The 17880-nt window shown below is 62.9% G+C and carries 13 protein-coding genes and 1 riboswitch; of the genes, 9 read left to right on the top strand and 4 right to left on the bottom strand.

Annotation, left to right across the window (positions count from 1 at the left end; genetic code table 11):
* Positions 1-4 precede the first annotated feature (4 nt).
* The 3 genes from ASN89_RS23125 to ASN89_RS23115 all read right to left on the bottom strand — a co-directional run bounded on the left by ASN89_RS23125 (position 5) and on the right by ASN89_RS23115 (position 6014).
* A complete protein-coding gene (locus ASN89_RS23125; protein ID WP_058050915.1) occupies positions 5-2317 on the bottom strand; it encodes a beta strand repeat-containing protein in 2313 nt (770 codons plus the stop codon).
* Positions 2318-2595: 278 nt separating this feature from the next.
* A complete protein-coding gene (locus tag ASN89_RS23120) occupies positions 2596-3042 on the bottom strand; it encodes a DUF2147 domain-containing protein (protein ID WP_046683443.1) in 447 nt (148 codons plus the stop codon).
* Between the two features lie 164 nt (positions 3043-3206).
* Positions 3207-6014 (bottom strand): valine--tRNA ligase, encoded by a 2808-nt coding sequence (locus tag ASN89_RS23115; protein ID WP_058050925.1) that lies wholly within the window; start codon positions 6012-6014, stop codon positions 3207-3209.
* A gap of 491 nt (positions 6015-6505) precedes the next feature.
* On the opposite strand from ASN89_RS23115, the gene ASN89_RS23110 reads away from it, so the two are divergent.
* Entirely contained in the window at positions 6506-7588 is a 1083-nt protein-coding gene (locus ASN89_RS23110) for a porin (protein WP_058050914.1), read from the top strand.
* A gap of 8 nt (positions 7589-7596) precedes the next feature.
* On the opposite strand, the gene ASN89_RS23105 is transcribed toward ASN89_RS23110, so the two are convergent.
* A complete protein-coding gene (locus tag ASN89_RS23105) occupies positions 7597-9681 on the bottom strand; it encodes a putative bifunctional diguanylate cyclase/phosphodiesterase (RefSeq protein ID WP_058050913.1) in 2085 nt (694 codons plus the stop codon).
* 235 nt (positions 9682-9916) lie between these two features.
* Between ASN89_RS23105 and ASN89_RS23100 the strand changes: the two genes are divergently transcribed.
* From ASN89_RS23100 to thiD, 8 genes are all read left to right on the top strand, one after another.
* Positions 9917-10657 carry a Crp/Fnr family transcriptional regulator gene (locus tag ASN89_RS23100; protein ID WP_046683441.1) on the top strand — a complete coding sequence of 247 codons (741 nt, stop codon included), beginning with the start codon at positions 9917-9919 and terminating at the stop codon, positions 10655-10657.
* Positions 10658-10702: 45 nt separating this feature from the next.
* Positions 10703-12607: an ATP-binding protein gene (locus tag ASN89_RS23095; RefSeq protein ID WP_235432892.1), complete on the top strand. Its 1905-nt coding sequence runs from the start codon at positions 10703-10705 to the stop codon at positions 12605-12607.
* Between the two features lie 28 nt (positions 12608-12635).
* Complete coding sequence (locus ASN89_RS23090; protein ID WP_046683440.1) at positions 12636-13442, top strand: response regulator; 807 nt, start codon at positions 12636-12638, stop codon at positions 13440-13442.
* Between the two features lie 38 nt (positions 13443-13480).
* The gene (locus tag ASN89_RS23085) at positions 13481-13738 is read left to right on the top strand and encodes a hypothetical protein (protein ID WP_046683439.1); all 258 of its coding nucleotides are present in this window, start codon (positions 13481-13483) and stop codon (positions 13736-13738) included.
* Positions 13739-13821: 83 nt separating this feature from the next.
* A riboswitch (TPP riboswitch) is annotated at positions 13822-13937 on the top strand.
* A gap of 79 nt (positions 13938-14016) precedes the next feature.
* Positions 14017-15930, top strand: a complete 1914-nt coding sequence (gene thiC / locus ASN89_RS23080) for a phosphomethylpyrimidine synthase ThiC (protein ID WP_058050912.1) — start codon at positions 14017-14019, stop codon at positions 15928-15930.
* Between the two features lie 11 nt (positions 15931-15941).
* A complete protein-coding gene (gene thiS / locus ASN89_RS23075) occupies positions 15942-16154 on the top strand; it encodes a sulfur carrier protein ThiS (protein WP_046683437.1) in 213 nt (70 codons plus the stop codon).
* A 157-nt stretch (positions 16155-16311) separates the two neighbouring features.
* Complete coding sequence (locus ASN89_RS23070) at positions 16312-17106, top strand: thiazole synthase (protein ID WP_058050911.1); 795 nt, start codon at positions 16312-16314, stop codon at positions 17104-17106.
* Positions 17103-17870 carry a bifunctional hydroxymethylpyrimidine kinase/phosphomethylpyrimidine kinase gene (gene thiD, locus ASN89_RS23065; RefSeq protein ID WP_058050910.1) on the top strand — a complete coding sequence of 256 codons (768 nt, stop codon included), beginning with the start codon at positions 17103-17105 and terminating at the stop codon, positions 17868-17870. The genes ASN89_RS23070 and thiD overlap by 4 nt, the downstream gene beginning before the upstream one ends.
* Positions 17871-17880: the final 10 nt, after the last annotated feature.

Here is a 17880-nt window from a genome sequence, read left to right as displayed (position 1 = left end):
CCGGTTATTTGGTGATCTGGTTGTTGCGCAGAGTAACGGCGGCAGCCGTCAGCACGCGGCCATTGAGCAAGGTCGTGTTGTCGCCCACCGTGATGGCAGCCGATTCGCCCAGGATATTGCCCTTGAAGACGCTGTTCGCGGCCAAGGTGGTCGGGCCGACGGGCAACCAGGTGACGTTGTCGGCCGTGGCGCCGTTGTTCAGGGCAACCACTGAATTGACGGTCGAGTTCAAGGTCAGCGCCGTGCGGAAGATATACACGCCAGGACCGTTCAGGGTCAGGGTGCCCGTGATGCTGATGGCGCCCGCATAGCAATACACGCCGGGGCCGAAGGTCTGGCCGCCGAGGTCGATGCCGCCGGCAAAAGTGACGTCGCAGATGCGGCTGTTGCCGTCCGTGATCGCCGCTTGCAGGTCCGTCATGGCGCCGGCCAGGATGGCACCCGACTTGTAGTTGGTAAAACCTGCCGCCTGGGTCGGGTCGACCGTTTGCGAAGGCGAACCGACGTCGCCCGTGATCAGCGTGGTGCCGCCCGAATTATTCGTGATCGAGGTGCCCGCCAGTACGCCGAACGATGCCGCGCGGCCCAGAATGATCGGATTCAGGACGGGCGGGATGGCGACAGCGGTGACGGTCAGCAGCGCGCTGCCCGACTGGCCGCCGGATGTGGCGGTGATGCTGCTGGTGCCGGCGGTGATGCCGGTGGCGATGCCCGTGTTCAGTACCGTGGCCGTGGCGATGGTGCCCGACGTCCAGGTGGCGCTGTTGGTGATGATGGCGTTCGAACTATCCGAATACGTTGCCGTGGCAACGAACTGTTGTACGCCGCCGACGGCGATGCTGGCTGTGGCTGGCGTGACGGCAATGCTGACCAGGGTGGCGGCAGGAACGGTGACGGTGGTATTGGCCGTCTTGCCGTTGAAGCTGGCATTCATGACGCTGGTACCAAAGGCAACGCCGGTGACGAGACCATTGCTGGCGACACTGGCGAAAGCTGGCGTGACGGCAACGAAGGTGCTGCTGGCGGTGACGTCGACGGTGCTGCTATCCGAATACGTGGCAATCACGGCCAGCTGGCGCGTCGCGGCGATCAGCACGGTCGGGTTTTGCGGCGTGACGGCGATCGACAACAGCACTGCCGGTGGCGGTACGACAACGGCGGTGACGCTCAGGAGGGCGCTGCCCGACAGGACGCCGGCGCTGGCAGTGATGCTGGCGGTGCCGGCGGTAATACCGGTGGCGATACCTGTGCTCAATACGGTAGCCGTGGCAGGCGCCGCAGTGGTCCACAGGGCGCTGGCGGTGATGTTGGCCGTCGAGTTATCCGAATAGCTTGCCGTGGCGATGAATTGCTGCGTGGCACCGACGGTGATGCTGGCCGTGGCTGGCGTGACGGCGATGCCGGTCATGGTGGTGGCCGGTACGGTGACGGTGGTGCTGGCGCTCTTGCCGCCGAAACTGGCCGTCATGACGCTGTTACCGCTGGCAACGCCCGTGACCAGGCCCGTGCTGCCGATCTTTGCTGCTGCCGGCGTGGCAGCACTGTAGCTGCTGCTGGCGCTGACGTCAGGCGTGGTGCCGTCCGAATAGGTGGCGATGACGGTCAGCTGGCGCGTTGCCGCGATCAGCACAGTTGGATTTTGCGGCGTGACGGCGATCGACAGCAGCACGGCGGGCGTAACGGTCAGCAAGGTGCTGGCCGTCAGCGTGCCCGTGGTGGCGGTGATCTGCGTGGTGCCGGCAACCTTGCCCAGCGCCAGGCCGCCAGCGGCGATGCTGGCCGTGGCGGGACTGGCCGAGGCAAAGGCCGACACGGCCGTGACATCGCGCGTGGCGCCGTCGCTGAAGCTGCCGCTCACCGCAAATTGCTGCGTGCCGCCGATGGCGATGGAGGGCGTGAGCGGCGTGATGGCGATGGCTGTCAAGGTGGCGGCCGAGACGGTCAGTTGCGCTGCGGCGCTCTTGCCGCCAAATGTGGCGCTGATGCCGCTGCTGCCGGCGCTCACGCCGGCGGCGACGCCGCTGCTGGCGTTGACGCTGGCCGCCGCAGGCGTGGCGGACGTCCAGGCCGACTTGGCGCTGACATCTTGCGAGGAGCCGTCGCTATACGTGGCGATGGCCGTGAATTGCTGGCCCGCGCCGATGGCGACCGTGGCCGTGGCTGGCGTGACGGCCAGGCTGGACAAGGTGGCCGCCGGCAAGCCGAGGATGGGATCGCGTCCCTGGTCGCCACCGCCGCCGCAACCGGCCAGGGCGGCCATGGCCAGTAGACCTGCCGAAACGAGCAGCGGGTTCAGATATCGCTTGAAGAGATTCATATAGTTCCTTTGTGCATGGCAGTCATTGCCGGTCATCCGCGGATGAGGTCATCCGGCAGAGCCATGCCGCCTTTCGCTACAGGGCGATGGCGTCACAGGCATGCACTATTTCATTTAGGAAACTTCAAGTATGTTCGGTGGCGCGCATAGGCGTTCGGCGTTCGGAGATAGCTTCAAAAAAACGCGATTCGGCCTGGAAAACAACGGCCGTGTACGGAAAACAGACGTAAAAAAGCCGGCGCAGGGCCGGCTTCGTCAGGGCGGAAGTGTTGCGCTTATTATTCTTCGCGCAGCCAGGTTTGTGTGCGGCCCAACATCGGTATGCCCTTGTAGGCGCGCATGCTGATTTTCTTGCCGCCATCGCTCAGACTGATTTTGCTTTTATAGACGGTGCCATTTTTGGGGTCGACGATTTCACCGCCGGTAAAATCATTGCCATCTTTTTTCAGGCCAGTCAGGATCACCATGCCGATAATGGGCTGATCCTTGCGCGCACCTTCGCACTTTTCGCATTTGGGCGCCTGGTCTTCGTTGGGCTCGCGGAACAGCTTTTCAATCTGGCCTTGCAGTACGCCATTGTTTTCCGTGATGCGTATCAGCGCTTTTGGCTTGCCAGTCTCATCGTCGATGTTTTTCCACAGGCCGACCGGCGATACATCTGCGGCCAAGGCGAGGGCAGGGGCGACACACAGCATGGCGCTGATGGCGAATGCGGCAAATTTCATGGTAAGTCTCCTCAATGGTTTTTGTTTGACGAGTGTAGCAAATAAATGACCGATCGTACTATTTCCCTTTGAATTAAGCGCGGGACAATGACAGCATAGGCGCATGGCCAAAAAAAAGCCGCCCGGGAGGGCGGCTTTTCAACTGGGACATTGCTTGGGCCTGCTTAGGAGGCTGACAACTTGGCAAATTGCTCGCGCATCTTCTCCAGCGTCGCAGAGAAGTTCGCGACGCGGGCTTTTTCCTGCGCCACGACTTCAGCCGGCGCGCGGGCAACAAAGCTTTCGTTCGACAGTTTGCCGTTGGCTTTGTTGATCTCGCCTTCAAGACGCGTCATTTCTTTCGACAGGCGTTCGCGTTCGGCAGCCACGTCGATTTCCACTTTCAGCATCAGCTTGGTGGTGCCGACGATGGCGACGGCCGCTGGCGAGTCCGGCAGCGCATCGACGATCTGCACTTCGGCCAGCTTGCCCAGCGACTGGATGTACGGCGCATACGACGCCAGTGCTTCTTTCTCGCTGGCATTGCCCGCTTCGACGATCAGCGGCACGCGCACGGAAGGCGAGATCTGCATTTCGCCGCGCAGGTTGCGCGTCGCGTCCGTCAAGGCTTTCAGCTGCTGCATCCACGCTTCGGCCGATTCATCGATCTTGTCGGTGTTGGCGATCGGATACGGCTGCATCATGATCGAATCACCCTCGGCCTTCAAGGTCTTGCCAGCCAATGGCGCCACCGTCTGCCACAGGGCTTCCGTGACGAACGGGATGATCGGATGGGCCAGGCGCAGCACCACTTCCAGCACGCGCAGCAGGGTGTGGCGGGTGGCGCGCTGCTGGCCTTCCGTGCCTTGCTGCACTTGCACCTTGGCCACTTCCAGGTACCAGTCGCAATACTCGTCCCACACGAATTTGTAGATCGATGCGGCGATATTGTCGAAACGGAAGTCTTCAAAGCCCTTGGCCACGTCCAGTTCCGCTTTTTGCAGCAGCGAGATGATCCATTTATCCGCTTGCGACAGGTCGGCGTCGTTCGGCGAGCAATCCTTGCCTTCCGTATTCATCATGACGAAACGCGTGGCGTTCCACATCTTGTTGCAGAAGTTGCGGTAGCCTTCGCAGCGGCCCAGGTCGAAATTGATGTTACGGCCCAGCGAAGCGTAGCTGGCCATGGTGAAGCGCACGGCGTCCGTGCCGTAGGCGGAAATGCCTTCCGGGAATTCCTTGCGCGTGGCCTTGGTGATCTTTTCCGCGTCGCGCGGGTTCATCAGGCCCGTCGTGCGCTTGACGATCAAGCCTTCCAGGTCGATGCCATCGATCAGGTCGATCGGGTCCAGGGTGTTGCCCTTCGACTTGGACATTTTCTGTCCCGTCGAATCGCGCACGAGGCCATGCACGTAGACGGTTTCAAACGGCACCTTGCCCGTGAAGTGCGCCGTCATCATGACCATGCGCGCGACCCAGAAGAAGATGATGTCGAAACCCGTGACCAGCACGGACGATGGCAGGAACGCCTTCATGTCCGGCGTTTCTTCAGGCCAACCCATGGTCGAGAACGGCACCAGGGCCGACGAGAACCACGTGTCGAGCACGTCGTCGTCGCGTTTCAACGGGCCCGTGCTGCCGGCTGCCTGCGCCTTGGCTTGTGCCTCGGCTTCCGTCTTCGCAACGAAGATATTGCCCTTGTCGTCGTACCACGCCGGGATTTGATGGCCCCACCACAGCTGGCGCGAGATGCACCAGTCCTGGATGTTGTTGAGCCACTGGTTGTAGGTGGTGCTCCAGTTTTCCGGCACGAACTTGATTTCGCCATTGGCGACCTTGTCCAGCGCCGTTTCCGCGATCGACTTGCCCGGGAAGAAAGTGCCTTCCGGGGCCGGCTTGCTCATGGCGACAAACCACTGGTCCGTCAGCATCGGTTCGATGACGACGCCCGTGCGGTCGCCGCGCGGCACCATCAGCTTGTGCGGCTTGACCTGTTCCAGCAAGCCTTGCGCGTCGAGGTCGGCGACGATCTGCTTGCGCGCGGCAAAGCGGTCCATGCCGCGGTAGGCCTCGGGTGCGTCGTCGGTGATCTTCGCGTCCAGGGTCAGGATGACGATCTGCGCCAGTTTGTGGCGCTGGCCCACGGCGTAATCGTTCATGTCGTGCGCGGGGGTGATTTTGACGCAGCCGGTGCCGAATTCCTTGTCGACGTATTCGTCGGCGATGATGGGGATTTCGCGGTCCGTCAGCGGCAGTTTCAGCATCTTGCCCACCAGCGCGGTGTAGCGCTCGTCCGTCGGATCGACGGCCACGGCCACGTCGCCCAGCATGGTTTCAGGACGGGTGGTGGCCACCGTCAGGAAACCGCTGCCGTCGGCCAGCGGGTACTTGATGTACCACATGGAGCCGTCTTCTTCCTCGGATACCACTTCCAGGTCGGACACCGCCGTGCCCAGCACGGGGTCCCAGTTCACCAGGCGCTTGCCGCGGTAGATCAGGCCCTGCTCGAACAGGCGCACGAAGACGTCGGTGACGACTTTCGAGCGCGGTTCGTCCATCGTGAAGTATTCGCGCTGCCAGTCGGCCGAGGCGCCCAGGCGGCGCATCTGGCCGGTGATGATGGAACCGGATTTTTCTTTCCATTCCCACACTTTTTCCACGAATTTCTCGCGGCCCAGGTCATGGCGCGAAATCTTTTGCGCGTCCAGCTGGCGCTGCACGACGATTTGCGTGGCGATGCCCGCGTGGTCGGTGCCGGGTATCCAGGCCGTGTTGTGGCCCAGCATGCGGTGGTAGCGGGTCAGGCCATCCATGATGGTCTGGTTGAACGCATGGCCCATGTGCAGGGTGCCGGTGACGTTCGGCGGCGGCAACTGGATGCTGAAGGAAGGTTTTCCGGCATCGAGGGTGGCGGTAAAGTAACCGCGCTGTTCCCACTCGGTGCGCCAGAATTGTTCAATGTCGGCGGGCTCGAAAGACTTGGCTAATTCCATGATTTGGCGTGTGATTGGCAAAAGGAACCATTATAGATGACACGGCATCGCCTGCAGCGTGGCAAGCCGCCTTTTTCAGTGTTTTGGCGGCTTTGCGGGCCGTTTTCCCGCAACAGAACGGGGATGAAAGGGCTGCCGATGTTATAATGCCGGCCTCGGCGCCTCCTGCCCTATCTTTGCGGACGGCGCCAGCAGACGCAGTTTTATCCAACTCTCGTCCGCGTCACACGGCCAGCGCATCTGCGATGCCAGCCACTTTCAGAGCGTCCCCTGCGGGCTGGGCGCCTGAGCCACGCGCACCGCCAGCGGTGCACCATTCACGGCGGAATACCGCGCGCCACCGTTTGCCGGCCGCGCCGCCACAGCTTAGCCAGGAATGTTGTTATCTGGCCCGTCGTCTTTCGATACGGCGCTCCTGCAGCGCGCCTTTGCGCCTGTGGCCGCGCCATGGCCGCGCGCTTTCCCGGTTTTGCTTTTACAAGGAAACCCGCATGAAAAAAATCTCGATCACGATGGCACTCGCCACCCTGGGCGCCTTGCCTGCCGCCCACGCACAGTCGTCCGTCGACCCGTCTTCAGTCACCCCGTCGTCAGTCACCCCGTCTTCAGTCACCATGTATGGCTTGATGGATGCCGGCCTGGTGCAGGAAGGCGGCGTCAGCAAGCTCACCAGCGGCGTATCGGCCGGCTCGCGCCTGGGCTTGCGCGGCACGGAATCCCTGGGCAATGGCTGGCAAGCCGTGTTCACGCTGGAAGCGGGCGTCCTGAGCGACACGGGCCGCTCCGACCAGGCGGGCCAATTGTTCGGTCGCCAGGCTTTTGTCGGCATCGACAGCCCGCTGGGCATGCTGACCATCGGGCGCCAGTACAACCTGCAAAGCCAGGCCCTGACCGACGTGGCCGATCCGTTCGAAGGCGGCCTGGCCGGCGCGGCGACCAACCTGGCCGGTTATTCGGCCACGCGCATCGACAATACCGTGCGCTACACCTCGCCGGAATGGCGCGGCGTGACGGGCACGGTCATGGTCGGTGCCGGCGAACACACGGGTGTGGCGGCCGACCAGCGCTCGCTGGGCCTGGCCCTCGGCTATGTCAACGGCCCCTTGACCTTGCGCCTGGCGCGCCAGAGCCGCGCCGGCGAGCCGGGCAAGGCTGACGTCAACAACACGATTCTGGCCGGTAACTACAACTTTGGCGTGGCGACGGCATTTGCCGGCTATGGCCGCAACACGGGCGACGGCAGCACCATGTTCTTTGCGGAAAACCCGTATGGCGCGGCGCAGGCGCCGGCCCAGTCCACAGACAGCCGCGACGCCATCGTCGGCGTGTCCGTGCCGCTGGGCGCGACGACCTTGCTGGCCTCGTACGTGCACAAGGATGACCGCGACGCTGCCAACCGCGACGCGCGGCAGCTGGCCATCGGCGCCACGTATGCCTTGTCCAAGCGCAGCAAGGTGTATGTTGCTTATGCGCATATCCGCAACCGCAACGACGCCGCCTACATGGTGGGCAATGCCACGGAAGTGGGCACGGGCAATCGCGCCTTCAACGTCGGCTTGCGCCACGCTTTTTAAACTTTGGTCTAGGCGGGCAGCATGCTGCCTTCGTGCAGCAGCGCTTCGAAGGCGGCGGCGGCCAGGGGGCGGCTGAACAGGTAGCCCTGCATCTGGTCGCAGCCGTGCTGGCGCAGGAAGGCCAGCTGCTGTTCCGTTTCCACGCCTTCGGCGATGACTTTCAGGCGCAGGCTGTGCGCCAGCGAAATGATGGCGCGCACGATGGCCGCGTCGTCGATGCTGTGCGTGATGTCGCTGACGAAGGTTTTGTCGATTTTCAGCACGTCGATGGGGAAGTGGCGCAGGTAGGCCAGGCTGGAATAGCCGGTGCCGAAGTCGTCGATGGACAGTTGCACGCCCAGCGCCTTCAGGTTGGTCATGATGGCCGTGGCTTGTTCCACGTTATGCATGACCATGCTTTCCGTCAATTCCAGTTCCAGGTGGGCCGCCTCAAGTCCCGTGTCCGCCAGCACCTGCGCCACGGCGTGCAGCAGGTTCCTCTGCTTGAATTGCCGTGCCGACAGGTTGACGGCCAGGCGCAGCGGGCCATGGCCTGCCAGTTGCCAGGCGCGCGTCTGGGCGCATGCCGTGCGCAGCACCCAGTCGCCGATGGGGGTGATCAAGCCCATTTCCTCGGCCAGGCCGATAAAGCTGGCAGGTGGAATACGCCCCAGTTGCGGATGTTGCCAGCGCAGCAGCGCTTCCATGCCCACGACGGTGCCGCTGGCCAGATCCAGCTGGGGCTGGTATTCCAGGTGAAACTGCCCCCGCTCCAGCGCGTGGCGCAATTCGCTCTCCAGTCCCAGCCGCTCCAGGGTGCCCGCATTCATGCCCGAGGCATAGAATTGCCAGTGGCCCCGGCCCTGTTCCTTGGCGCGGTACATGGCGATGTCGGCGTGCTTGATCAGGGTGTCGGCATTCTGGCCGTCGTCGGGATATACGGCCACGCCCATGCAGCAGCTGAGAAAAAATTCATATTCGCCCAGTTGCAGCGGCTGCGCCACGGCATCCTGGATGCGCTGCAGGATGGCGGCGCCCGGTTCGCCATCGCCATGCTGTGGCAGCAGCAGCACGAATTCGTCGCCGCCCAGGCGCGCCACCGTGTCGACTTCGCGTGTGGCGTCGCGCAGGCGCTCGGCCACGTTTTTCAGCACCAGGTCGCCCGCGTCGTGGCCCAGGGTATCGTTGACGAATTTAAAGCGGTCGAGGTCGATGAAGACCACCCACAGGGGCAGGCCGCTGCGCCGCGTCACGGCCATCGCCTGCTCCAGCCGTTCGCGCAGCAGGGCCCGGTTGGCCAGGCCCGTCAGGATGTCGTGCCTGGCCTGGAATTCCAGTTCCTGTTCGAAGCGCATGACGGTGCTGATGTCGTATTGCGCCACGACAAAGTGGCTGACGGGGCCATCGCCATCGTCGCGCACGGGCGCGACGAACAGCTCGCTCCAGTAGCAACTGCCATCCTTGCGGAAATTGCGCACGATGGCCTTGCCTTCGCGCTGCTCGCGCAGGGCCGCCGTAATGGCGTGCATGTCTTGCCGCCCTTGCTCGGGACCCTGCAAGTCTTCCAGGCGCTGGCCGATGACTTCGCCGGCCGCATAACCGGTGATGCGCTCGAAGGCGGGGTTGACGTACTCGATCAGGTAGCCTGGCGCGTCGGCGCTGCACAGGATGATGGCATTGGCCGACACTTCGATGATGCGTTCGCGCAAACGCAGCGACTTTTCATTGTGCATGCGCGCGGCGATGTCTTCGGACAGGCGCAAATTGGCAAACTGCAGCGCCGCCGTGCGTTCGCCCGTGATGCGGGCAATGACGGAATTGCGCGACACCAGCTGATACACATACGCGGCTGCCAGCAGGCTCGACAGCATTCCGCCCAGCAGCACATACAGCGAGCCGCGATGGCTGGCGTCCAGGCCCATGCCTTTGGCCGGCAGCAGGGCGGCGCCCAAGGTGTGGCCGCTGGCGTGGTACTGCAGCAGCAGCCGTGCGCTTTCCGCTTCGATCTGGCGCGCCGAGGCGTAGCAAAGGGCCGTCAGGCACAGCCCGAACGCCAGCGTGAGCAGGGCCGAGGTGGAAACGGAAATGGAGATGCGTTTGAAGAATGATTGCATGGTGGTCCCGTGGCAGCGCCGGTGCCGATCCATGATCAGGCAAGCCGGGCAGTGACTGACTGTAGGGTGCACGGCGAAATACCGTCCGTTCGCTACCGAACGGACGGCAATGCTGACAAGAAATATAGTCGGGTCACTGTGCCAGCGCTGTGTTACGCTGCACCACATGGCGCCCCTCGTTCGGACGCCTTTCATCGATCCCCTAGCTGACGACTGGAAAACAGGAAACCTGCCCATGTCGAGTCCGCATGCCCAGTTGCACAACCCGAATCAAAACCATTTGCTCGCCGCCATGCTCGACGCCGATTTCGCGCGCCTGGCCCCCCACCTGGAGCAAGTATCGATGCTGCTCGGTGACGTGATCTACGATTCGGGCGACAAGCTGCAGCATGTGTATTTCCCCACCACGGCCATCGTTTCCATTCACTACCTGCTGGAAAACGGCGGATCGTCGGAAATTGCCGGTGTCGGCAATGAAGGCGTCGTGGGCGTGTCGCTGTTCATGGGCGGCAACTCGACGCCGAGCCGCGCCGTCGTGCAGACGGGCGGCGTCGGCTACCGGCTGAAGGCGCATTTACTGATGGAGGAATTCGACCGCGCCGGCCCCGTCATGCGCTTGCTGCTGCGCTATACGCAAGCGCTGATCACGCAAATGTCGCAGACGGCCGTGTGCAACCGCCACCATACGGTGGAGCAGCAGCTGTGCCGCTGGCTGCTGCTGACCATGGACCGCCTGCCGAACCGCGAGCTGACCATGACGCAGGAACTCATCGCCAACATGCTGGGCGTGCGCCGCGAAGGCGTGACGGAAGCGGCCGGGCGTTTGCAGACGCGCGGCTTCATCAGTTATCGGCGCGGCCATATCTCCGTGCTGGACCGCGCCGGCCTCGAAGGCCACGTGTGCGAATGCTATGGCGTGGTGAAGAAGGAATTCACGCGCCTGCTGTCGGACGTGCGCCAGCGCCAGGCGCGTTGAACACCGCATCCTCTCTTTTATCGTTGTCACAGCCCGGGCTACCCCATGCAATCTGTTGAAAACATTCCCCCGCGCGCACCGTCGCGCTGGCCCATGGCGCTGGCGTTTTCGTTCAGCGCCATCGTGCTGCTGGCCATCGGCCTGCTGGCCTGGCGCGCGCCGTTCGAAACGGCCTGCGTCATCGACGCGCTGGTCTTCTTGCTGCTGATGCTGCTCGTGGCGCTGTACCGGCGCACCTTGGCGGCCAGCCTGCCGCGCCAGCTGCTCAAGGCGGGCGCCCTGCAGGATGCGATTTTCAACAGCGCCAATTTCTCCTGCATCGCCACCGATGCGCAGGGCGTGATCCAGATTTTCAACGTGGGCGCCGAACGCATGCTGGGCTATGCGGCGAGCGACGTGGTCGACAAGCTGACGCCGGCTGGTATTTCTGACGCGCAGGAAATCGTCGCGCGCGCCGCCGCCCTCAGTGCCGAACTCGACACCGTCATCACGCCCGGCGTGGAAGCGCTCGTGTTCAAGGCCACGCGCGGCATCGAAGACATCTATGAGCTGACCTACATCCGCAAGGATGGCAGCCGCTTCCCCGCCATCGTCTCCGTGACGGCCTTGCGCGATGCGCAAAGCAAAGTCATCGGTTACTTGCTGATCGGCACGGACAACACGGCGCGCAAGCAGGTCGAGGCGGAACAGGCCTTGCTGGACCAGCGCCTGCAGGAGCAGCAGGCGTACACGCGCTCGCTGGTCGAGACCAACAATGCGGAGTTGAAGAAGGCGCGCCAGGTGGCGGAAAAGGCCAATCGCGCCAAGTCCGAATTCCTGTCGAGCATGAGCCACGAATTGCGCACGCCGCTGAACGCCGTGCTGGGCTTTGCGCAGCTGATGGCGTCCGACGTGCCGCCACCGAGCCCGCCGCAGCAGCGCTCGATCGAGCAAATCCTCAAGGGCGGCTGGTATCTGTTACGCCTGATTAATGAAATCCTCGACCTGGCCATGATCGAATCGGGCAAGGTCACCTTGTCGCAGGAAGCGATGTCGCTGCTCGACGTGTTGCAGGATTGCCAGGCAATGATCGCGCCGCAGGCGGAAAAGCGCGGCATCCGCATGCATTTCCCCCGCTGCGGCCAGGCCTTCTATGTGCATGCGGACCGCACGCGCGTGAAACAGGTGATGGTCAACCTGCTGTCGAACGCCATCAAGTACAACCAGGGCGGCGGCGCCGTCACCGTCGAATGCAGCCGCCATGGCGAGCGTGTGCGCGTGAGCGTGCGCGACAGTGGCGCCGGTCTCGATGCGGGCCAGGTAGCCCAGCTGTTCCAGCCCTTCAACCGCCTGGGACAGGAAAACAGCACGGAAGAGGGCACGGGCATCGGCCTCGTCGTCACCAAGCAGCTGGTCGAATTGATGGGCGGCACCATCGGCGTCGACAGCACGGTCGGCGTGGGCACCACGTTCTGGTTCGAGCTGGCCGCCAGCAGTGCTCCCGCACTGGTGCTGGGCGATGGCGACGCGCTGCCGCAGGTGCAGGAGCCGCAGGAAAGCCAGCGCACCTTGCTGTACGTGGAAGACAATCCCGCCAACCTGGCGTTGGTGGAGCAATTGATCGCCCGCCGCAGCGATTTGAAACTGCTCACGGCCATCGATGCACACCTGGGCATCGACCTGGCGCGCACGTATCAGCCGGACGTGATCTTGATGGATATCAACCTGCCCGGCATCAGCGGCTTTGGCGCCCTGCACATCCTGCATGACGACCCGCTCACGAAACATATTCCCGTGATGGCCCTGTCGGCCAACGCCGTGCCGCGCGACATCGAGAAGGGCCTGGAAGCGGGCTTCTTCCGCTACCTGACCAAGCCGATCAAGGTCGTCGAATTCATGGATGCGCTCGACGTGGCCCTGCACCATGCGGCCGCGCACGGCCTGGCCGACGACATTCACGCAGTACGCTAATTCAGCATTTATTTTTAGGAATACCGCCATGCTTCAAGCCACCGAGATTCTGAACGCCAGCATCCTCATCGTCGATGACCAGGAGGCGAACGTCATGCTGCTGGAACAGGTGCTGCGCAATGCCGGTTATACGCGCATTACTTCCACCATGGACCCGCAAGCCGTGCGCGCGCTGCACCAGCAGCACCGCTACGACCTGATCCTGCTCGACTTGCAGATGCCGGAAATGGATGGTTTTGAAGTCATGGAAGGCTTGCGCGACATCGAGGCGGGCAGCTATCTGCCCGTGCTGGTGATCACGGCCCAGCCCGGCCACAAGCTGCGCGCGCTGCAAGCGGGCGCCAAGGATTTCGTCAGCAAACCGTTCGACCTGGTGGAAGTGAAAACGCGCATCCACAACATGCTGGAAGTGCGCCTGCTGTACCAGAAGCTGGCCGAATACAACAAGTCGCTCGAACAGATGGTGGAAGAGCGCACGGCGGAACTGCGCGAAAGCGAAGCGCGCTTCCAGCGCTTCACGGAACTGTCGTCCGACTGGTACTGGGAGCAGGATGCGCAGGGCAATCTGACGCGCTTTTCCGGCCCCGTGGCCGAAATGCTGGGCATCGGCAGCGAGCAAGAGCCGCAGCGCTGGAACGCCACCGAGCGCGCCTTGCTCGACGCAAAAATTGCCGCGCGCGAACCGTTTCTCGATTTCATCTACAGCCGCGCCAATCTCGACGGCAGCACGCAGTACCTGCAAGTGAGCGGCGAACCGATGTTCGACAATGGCAGCCGCTTCATCGGCTACCGCGGCATCGGCCTCGACGTCACGGAACGCCATCGCATCGGCTGATTTATACTGGGTGCTATCGATACTGACCAGGAAAAATCATGACTGACAAATCAAGGCCGCAATACTGGTTCCCCGCCAAAACCTATGGCTGGGGCTGGGGCTTGCCCATCACCTGGCAGGGCTGGCTGGTGTTTCTGGCCGCGCTGGCGCTGTTCGCCTGCGGCGCCTTCCTGTTCCCGCCGCAAACCATGTTGGTCGGCTACATCGTCTATGAAGCGGCCATCGTTGCCGTGCTTATTTTCATCTGCCAGCTGAAGGGCGAACCGACCAGCTGGCGCTGGGGCAAGAAGAAGTAGAGCGATGTACAAAGACGACACCTGCAAGAAATCATCTGGCCACGCGACGTGAACCGCGTATAATTGGCTCGCTGCCGCAAGGCGGCAAACGCTAGGGGTCCTGCCTTTCGCTGTGAAAACACAGTGCAAGCGCGGGTGAGAAATACCCTCCGAACCTGATCTGGATAATGCCAGCGAAGGGAAGCTTTAGGATGAACGCACCCCGCTTTTCCGCGTGCGCACAGCCGAACCTCCTTAGCTGGCTCCAGGCTTAAAAATAGTCTAGCCAAGGAGCCAAAATGAACGCCAACCCGAAATTCCTCTCCGCCACCGCCACGGTCGACGAAGCCGCCATCGCGCCGCTGCCCAATTCGCGCAAGATCTATGTTGAAGGCAGCCGCCCCGACATCCGCGTGCCCATGCGCGAGATCAGCCAGTCCGATACGGAAGCGTCGTTCGGCGGCGAAAAGAATCCGCCGATCTACGTCTACGACACGTCCGGCCCCTACACGGATCCGGACGTGCAGATCGACATCCGCTCGGGCCTCGATACGCCGCGCCTGCCGTGGATCATCGAGCGTGCCGACACGGAAGAGTTGCCCGGCCCGACCTCCGACTACGGCATCGCCCGCCTGGCGGACCCGAAGCTGGCCGAGCTGCGTTTCAACTTGCACCGCAAGCCGCGCCGCGCCATCGCCGGCAAGAACGTGACGCAGATGCATTACGCGAGGCGCGGCATCATCACGCCGGAAATGGAATACGTGGCCATCCGTGAAAACATGCGGCGCCAGGAATATCTGCGCGAGCTGAAAGCCTCCGGCCCCATGGGCGTACGCCTGGCCGACCTGATGGGCCGCCAGCATCCTGGCCAGTCGTTCGGCGCCAGCATTCCGGCCGAGATCACGCCGGAATTCGTGCGCGAGGAAATCGCCCGCGGCCGCGCCATCATTCCCGCCAACATCAACCATCCGGAAGTGGAACCGATGATTATCGGCCGCAATTTCCTCGTAAAAATCAACGCGAATATCGGCAATTCCGCCGTCACTTCGTCGATCGGCGAGGAAGTGGAAAAGATGACCTGGGCCATCCGCTGGGGCGGCGACAACGTGATGGACCTGTCCACAGGTAAACATATCCACGAGACGCGCGAATGGATCGTGCGCAACAGCCCCGTGCCGATCGGTACCGTGCCGATCTACCAGGCGCTGGAAAAGGTCAACGGCAAGGCCGAAGATTTAACTTGGGAAATCTTCCGCGACACCCTGATCGAGCAGGCAGAGCAGGGCGTCGATTACTTCACCATCCACGCGGGCGTGCTGCTGCGCTATGTGCCGATGACAGCCAAGCGCCTGACGGGCATCGTGTCGCGCGGCGGCTCCATCATGGCGAAATGGTGTCTGGCGCATCACCAGGAATCGTTCCTGTACACGCATTTCGAAGAAATTTGCGAAATCATGAAGGCGTACGACGTGTCGTTCTCGCTGGGCGACGGCCTGCGTCCCGGCTCCATCTATGACGCCAACGACGAGGCGCAGCTGGGCGAGCTGAAGACCCTGGGCGAGCTGACCCAAGTCGCGTGGAAGCATGACGTGCAAGTGATGATCGAGGGGCCTGGCCACGTGCCCATGCAGCTGATCAAGGAAAACATGGACTTGCAGCTGGAGCAGTGCGGCGAAGCGCCGTTCTACACCCTGGGGCCGCTGACGACCGATATCGCACCCGGCTACGACCACATCACGTCCGGCATCGGCGCGGCCATGATCGGCTGGTACGGCACGGCCATGCTGTGCTACGTGACGCCGAAGGAACACCTGGGCCTGCCCAACAAGGCGGACGTCAAGGACGGCATCATCACCTACAAGATTGCGGCGCACGCGGCCGACCTGGCGAAGGGCCATCCGGGCGCGCAAATCCGCGACAACGCCCTGTCGAAAGCCCGCTTCGAATTCCGCTGGGACGACCAGTTCAACATCGGCCTGGACCCGGACAAGGCGCGCGAATTCCACGATGAAACCTTGCCCAAGGATTCGGCCAAGGTGGCGCATTTCTGCTCCATGTGCGGCCCCCATTTCTGCTCGATGAAAATCACGCAGGAAGTGCGCGAATACGCGGCCGGCATGGGCATCGCGGAAGACAAGGCGCTCAAGCAGGGCATGGAAATCAAGGCCATTGAATTCATCAAGAACGGCGCCGAGCTGTACCGCAAGGTCTGAGGGAGAGCGTGATGCCTGCATTCATCAACATCACGCTCAACGGCGCACCGCACCAGGTGCCGCCGGGGCAAACCCTGGACAAATTGATCGCCGCCCTGTCGCTGGAAAACCAGGCGCTGGCGCTGGCCGTCAACCGCAATGTCGTGCCGCGCAAGGCGTGGCCGGGACAGGTCTTGCAAACCCAGGATCAAGTGGAAATAGTCCGCGCCATCGGCGGCGGCTGAAAACGTCCAAGCAAACCTACTGCGCGTCGCGCTTTTCGGCCTGCGATGCTCACCGGCTCGGCGCCCCCGTGCTCTAGCACGGTTGCGCGTCTCGGCCACAAATCATCGCCGCTCGTTACGGTTTTCTTCGGACGTTTAAAAACTTAAGGAAGAACACATGAATACCGCAACACATAACGACCTGCTGACCATTGCAGGAAAACAGTATCAATCGCGCCTGCTGGTCGGCAGCGGCAAGTACAAGGATTTGCCGCAGACGCGCGAAGCGACGGATGCGGCCGAGGCGCAGATCATCACGGTGGCGATCCGCAGGGTAAATATTGGCCAGGATCCGAACGCGCCCAGCCTGCTCGACTTCGTGCCGCCGGACCAGTACACGATCTTGCCGAACACGGCCGGCTGCTACAACGCGAAGGACGCCGTCTATACCCTGCAACTGGCGCGCGAGCTGCTGGGCGGGCGCAATCTCGTGAAACTGGAAGTGCTCGGTGACGAAAAGACCTTGTTTCCGCACATGCCGGAAACCTTGGTCGCCGCCGAAGCGCTGGTCAAGGATGGCTTTGACGTGATGGTCTACTGCAGCGACGACCCGATCCAGGCGAAGATTCTGGAAGATATCGGCTGCGTGGCCGTCATGCCGCTCGCCTCCCTGATCGGCTCGGGCATGGGCATCTTGAACCCGTGGAATTTGTCGCTGATCATCGACCAGGCGAAAGTGCCCGTGCTCGTCGATGCCGGCGTGGGCACGGCGTCGGATGCGGCCATTGCCATGGAACTGGGCTGCGATGGCGTGCTGATGAATACGGCCATTGCCGGTGCGCGCGACCCCGTGCGCATGGCGCATGCGATGAAACTGGCCGTGCGGGCCGGGCGCGAAGCGTTTCTGGCGGGGCGCATGCCGCGCAAGTTTGCCGCGTCGCCGTCGTCGCCGATGGCGGGCCGCCTGGCGTGAAGCCAGGCAGCTTGCCGGCGGTGCTGGTGTTTGCCGGTGTCGATCCCTCGGGCGGCGCCGGTATCGCCGCCGATATCCTGGCCATTGCCGCGCAGGGCGCGCATGCGCTGCCCGTCATCACGGCGCTGACGGTGCAGGACAACGACCGCGTCTTTGGCGTCGAGCCGGTGGCGCCGGAATTGCTGCGCCGGCAGGCGCAGGCGCTGATCGACAAGATGGCGATTCATGCCGTGAAAATCGGCATTCCCGGCAGCGCCGCGAATGCGGCCGTCATTGCGCAACTGATCGCGCAATTGCGGCTGGCCCGGCCGCATTTACCTGTCGTGCTCGATCCCGTGCTGGCCAGCGGCCATGGCGACGTGCTTAGCCGGGACGATGTCGTGCTGGCGCTGGCGCCCTTGTTGCCGGTGACGACCGTGATCGTACCGAACGGGCCGGAAGCGGTGGTCCTCGGCGGCGTAGAAAACTTGCGCGCGCAAGGCTGTCGGAACGTGCTGGTGACGGGCGGCCACGGCGAAGGCGAGATGATCGTCAACCGCTGGTTTGACGCCGATGGCAGGGAGCACGCGTGGCGCTGGCCGCGCCTGCCCGGCGAATTTCATGGCAGCGGCTGCACTTTGGCGTCGGCCATCGCGGCGCGTCTGGCGCAAGGCGTGCGGATGCAAGATGCGCTCGATGGCGCGCAGCGTTATTGTCATGCGGCCCTGTCCGACGCGTATGCGATAGCGCCAGGTCAGCTGATACCGCAACGATTCATTCAATAAGGAAAACATC

This window comes from Janthinobacterium sp. Ant5-2-1 (assembly GCF_001445815.1).
GTDB classification, from domain to species: domain Bacteria; phylum Pseudomonadota; class Gammaproteobacteria; order Burkholderiales; family Burkholderiaceae_D; genus Janthinobacterium; species Janthinobacterium lividum_E.
Note: the sequence above shows the minus strand (reverse complement) of the source record. Positions and strands in the feature narration are given on the sequence as shown.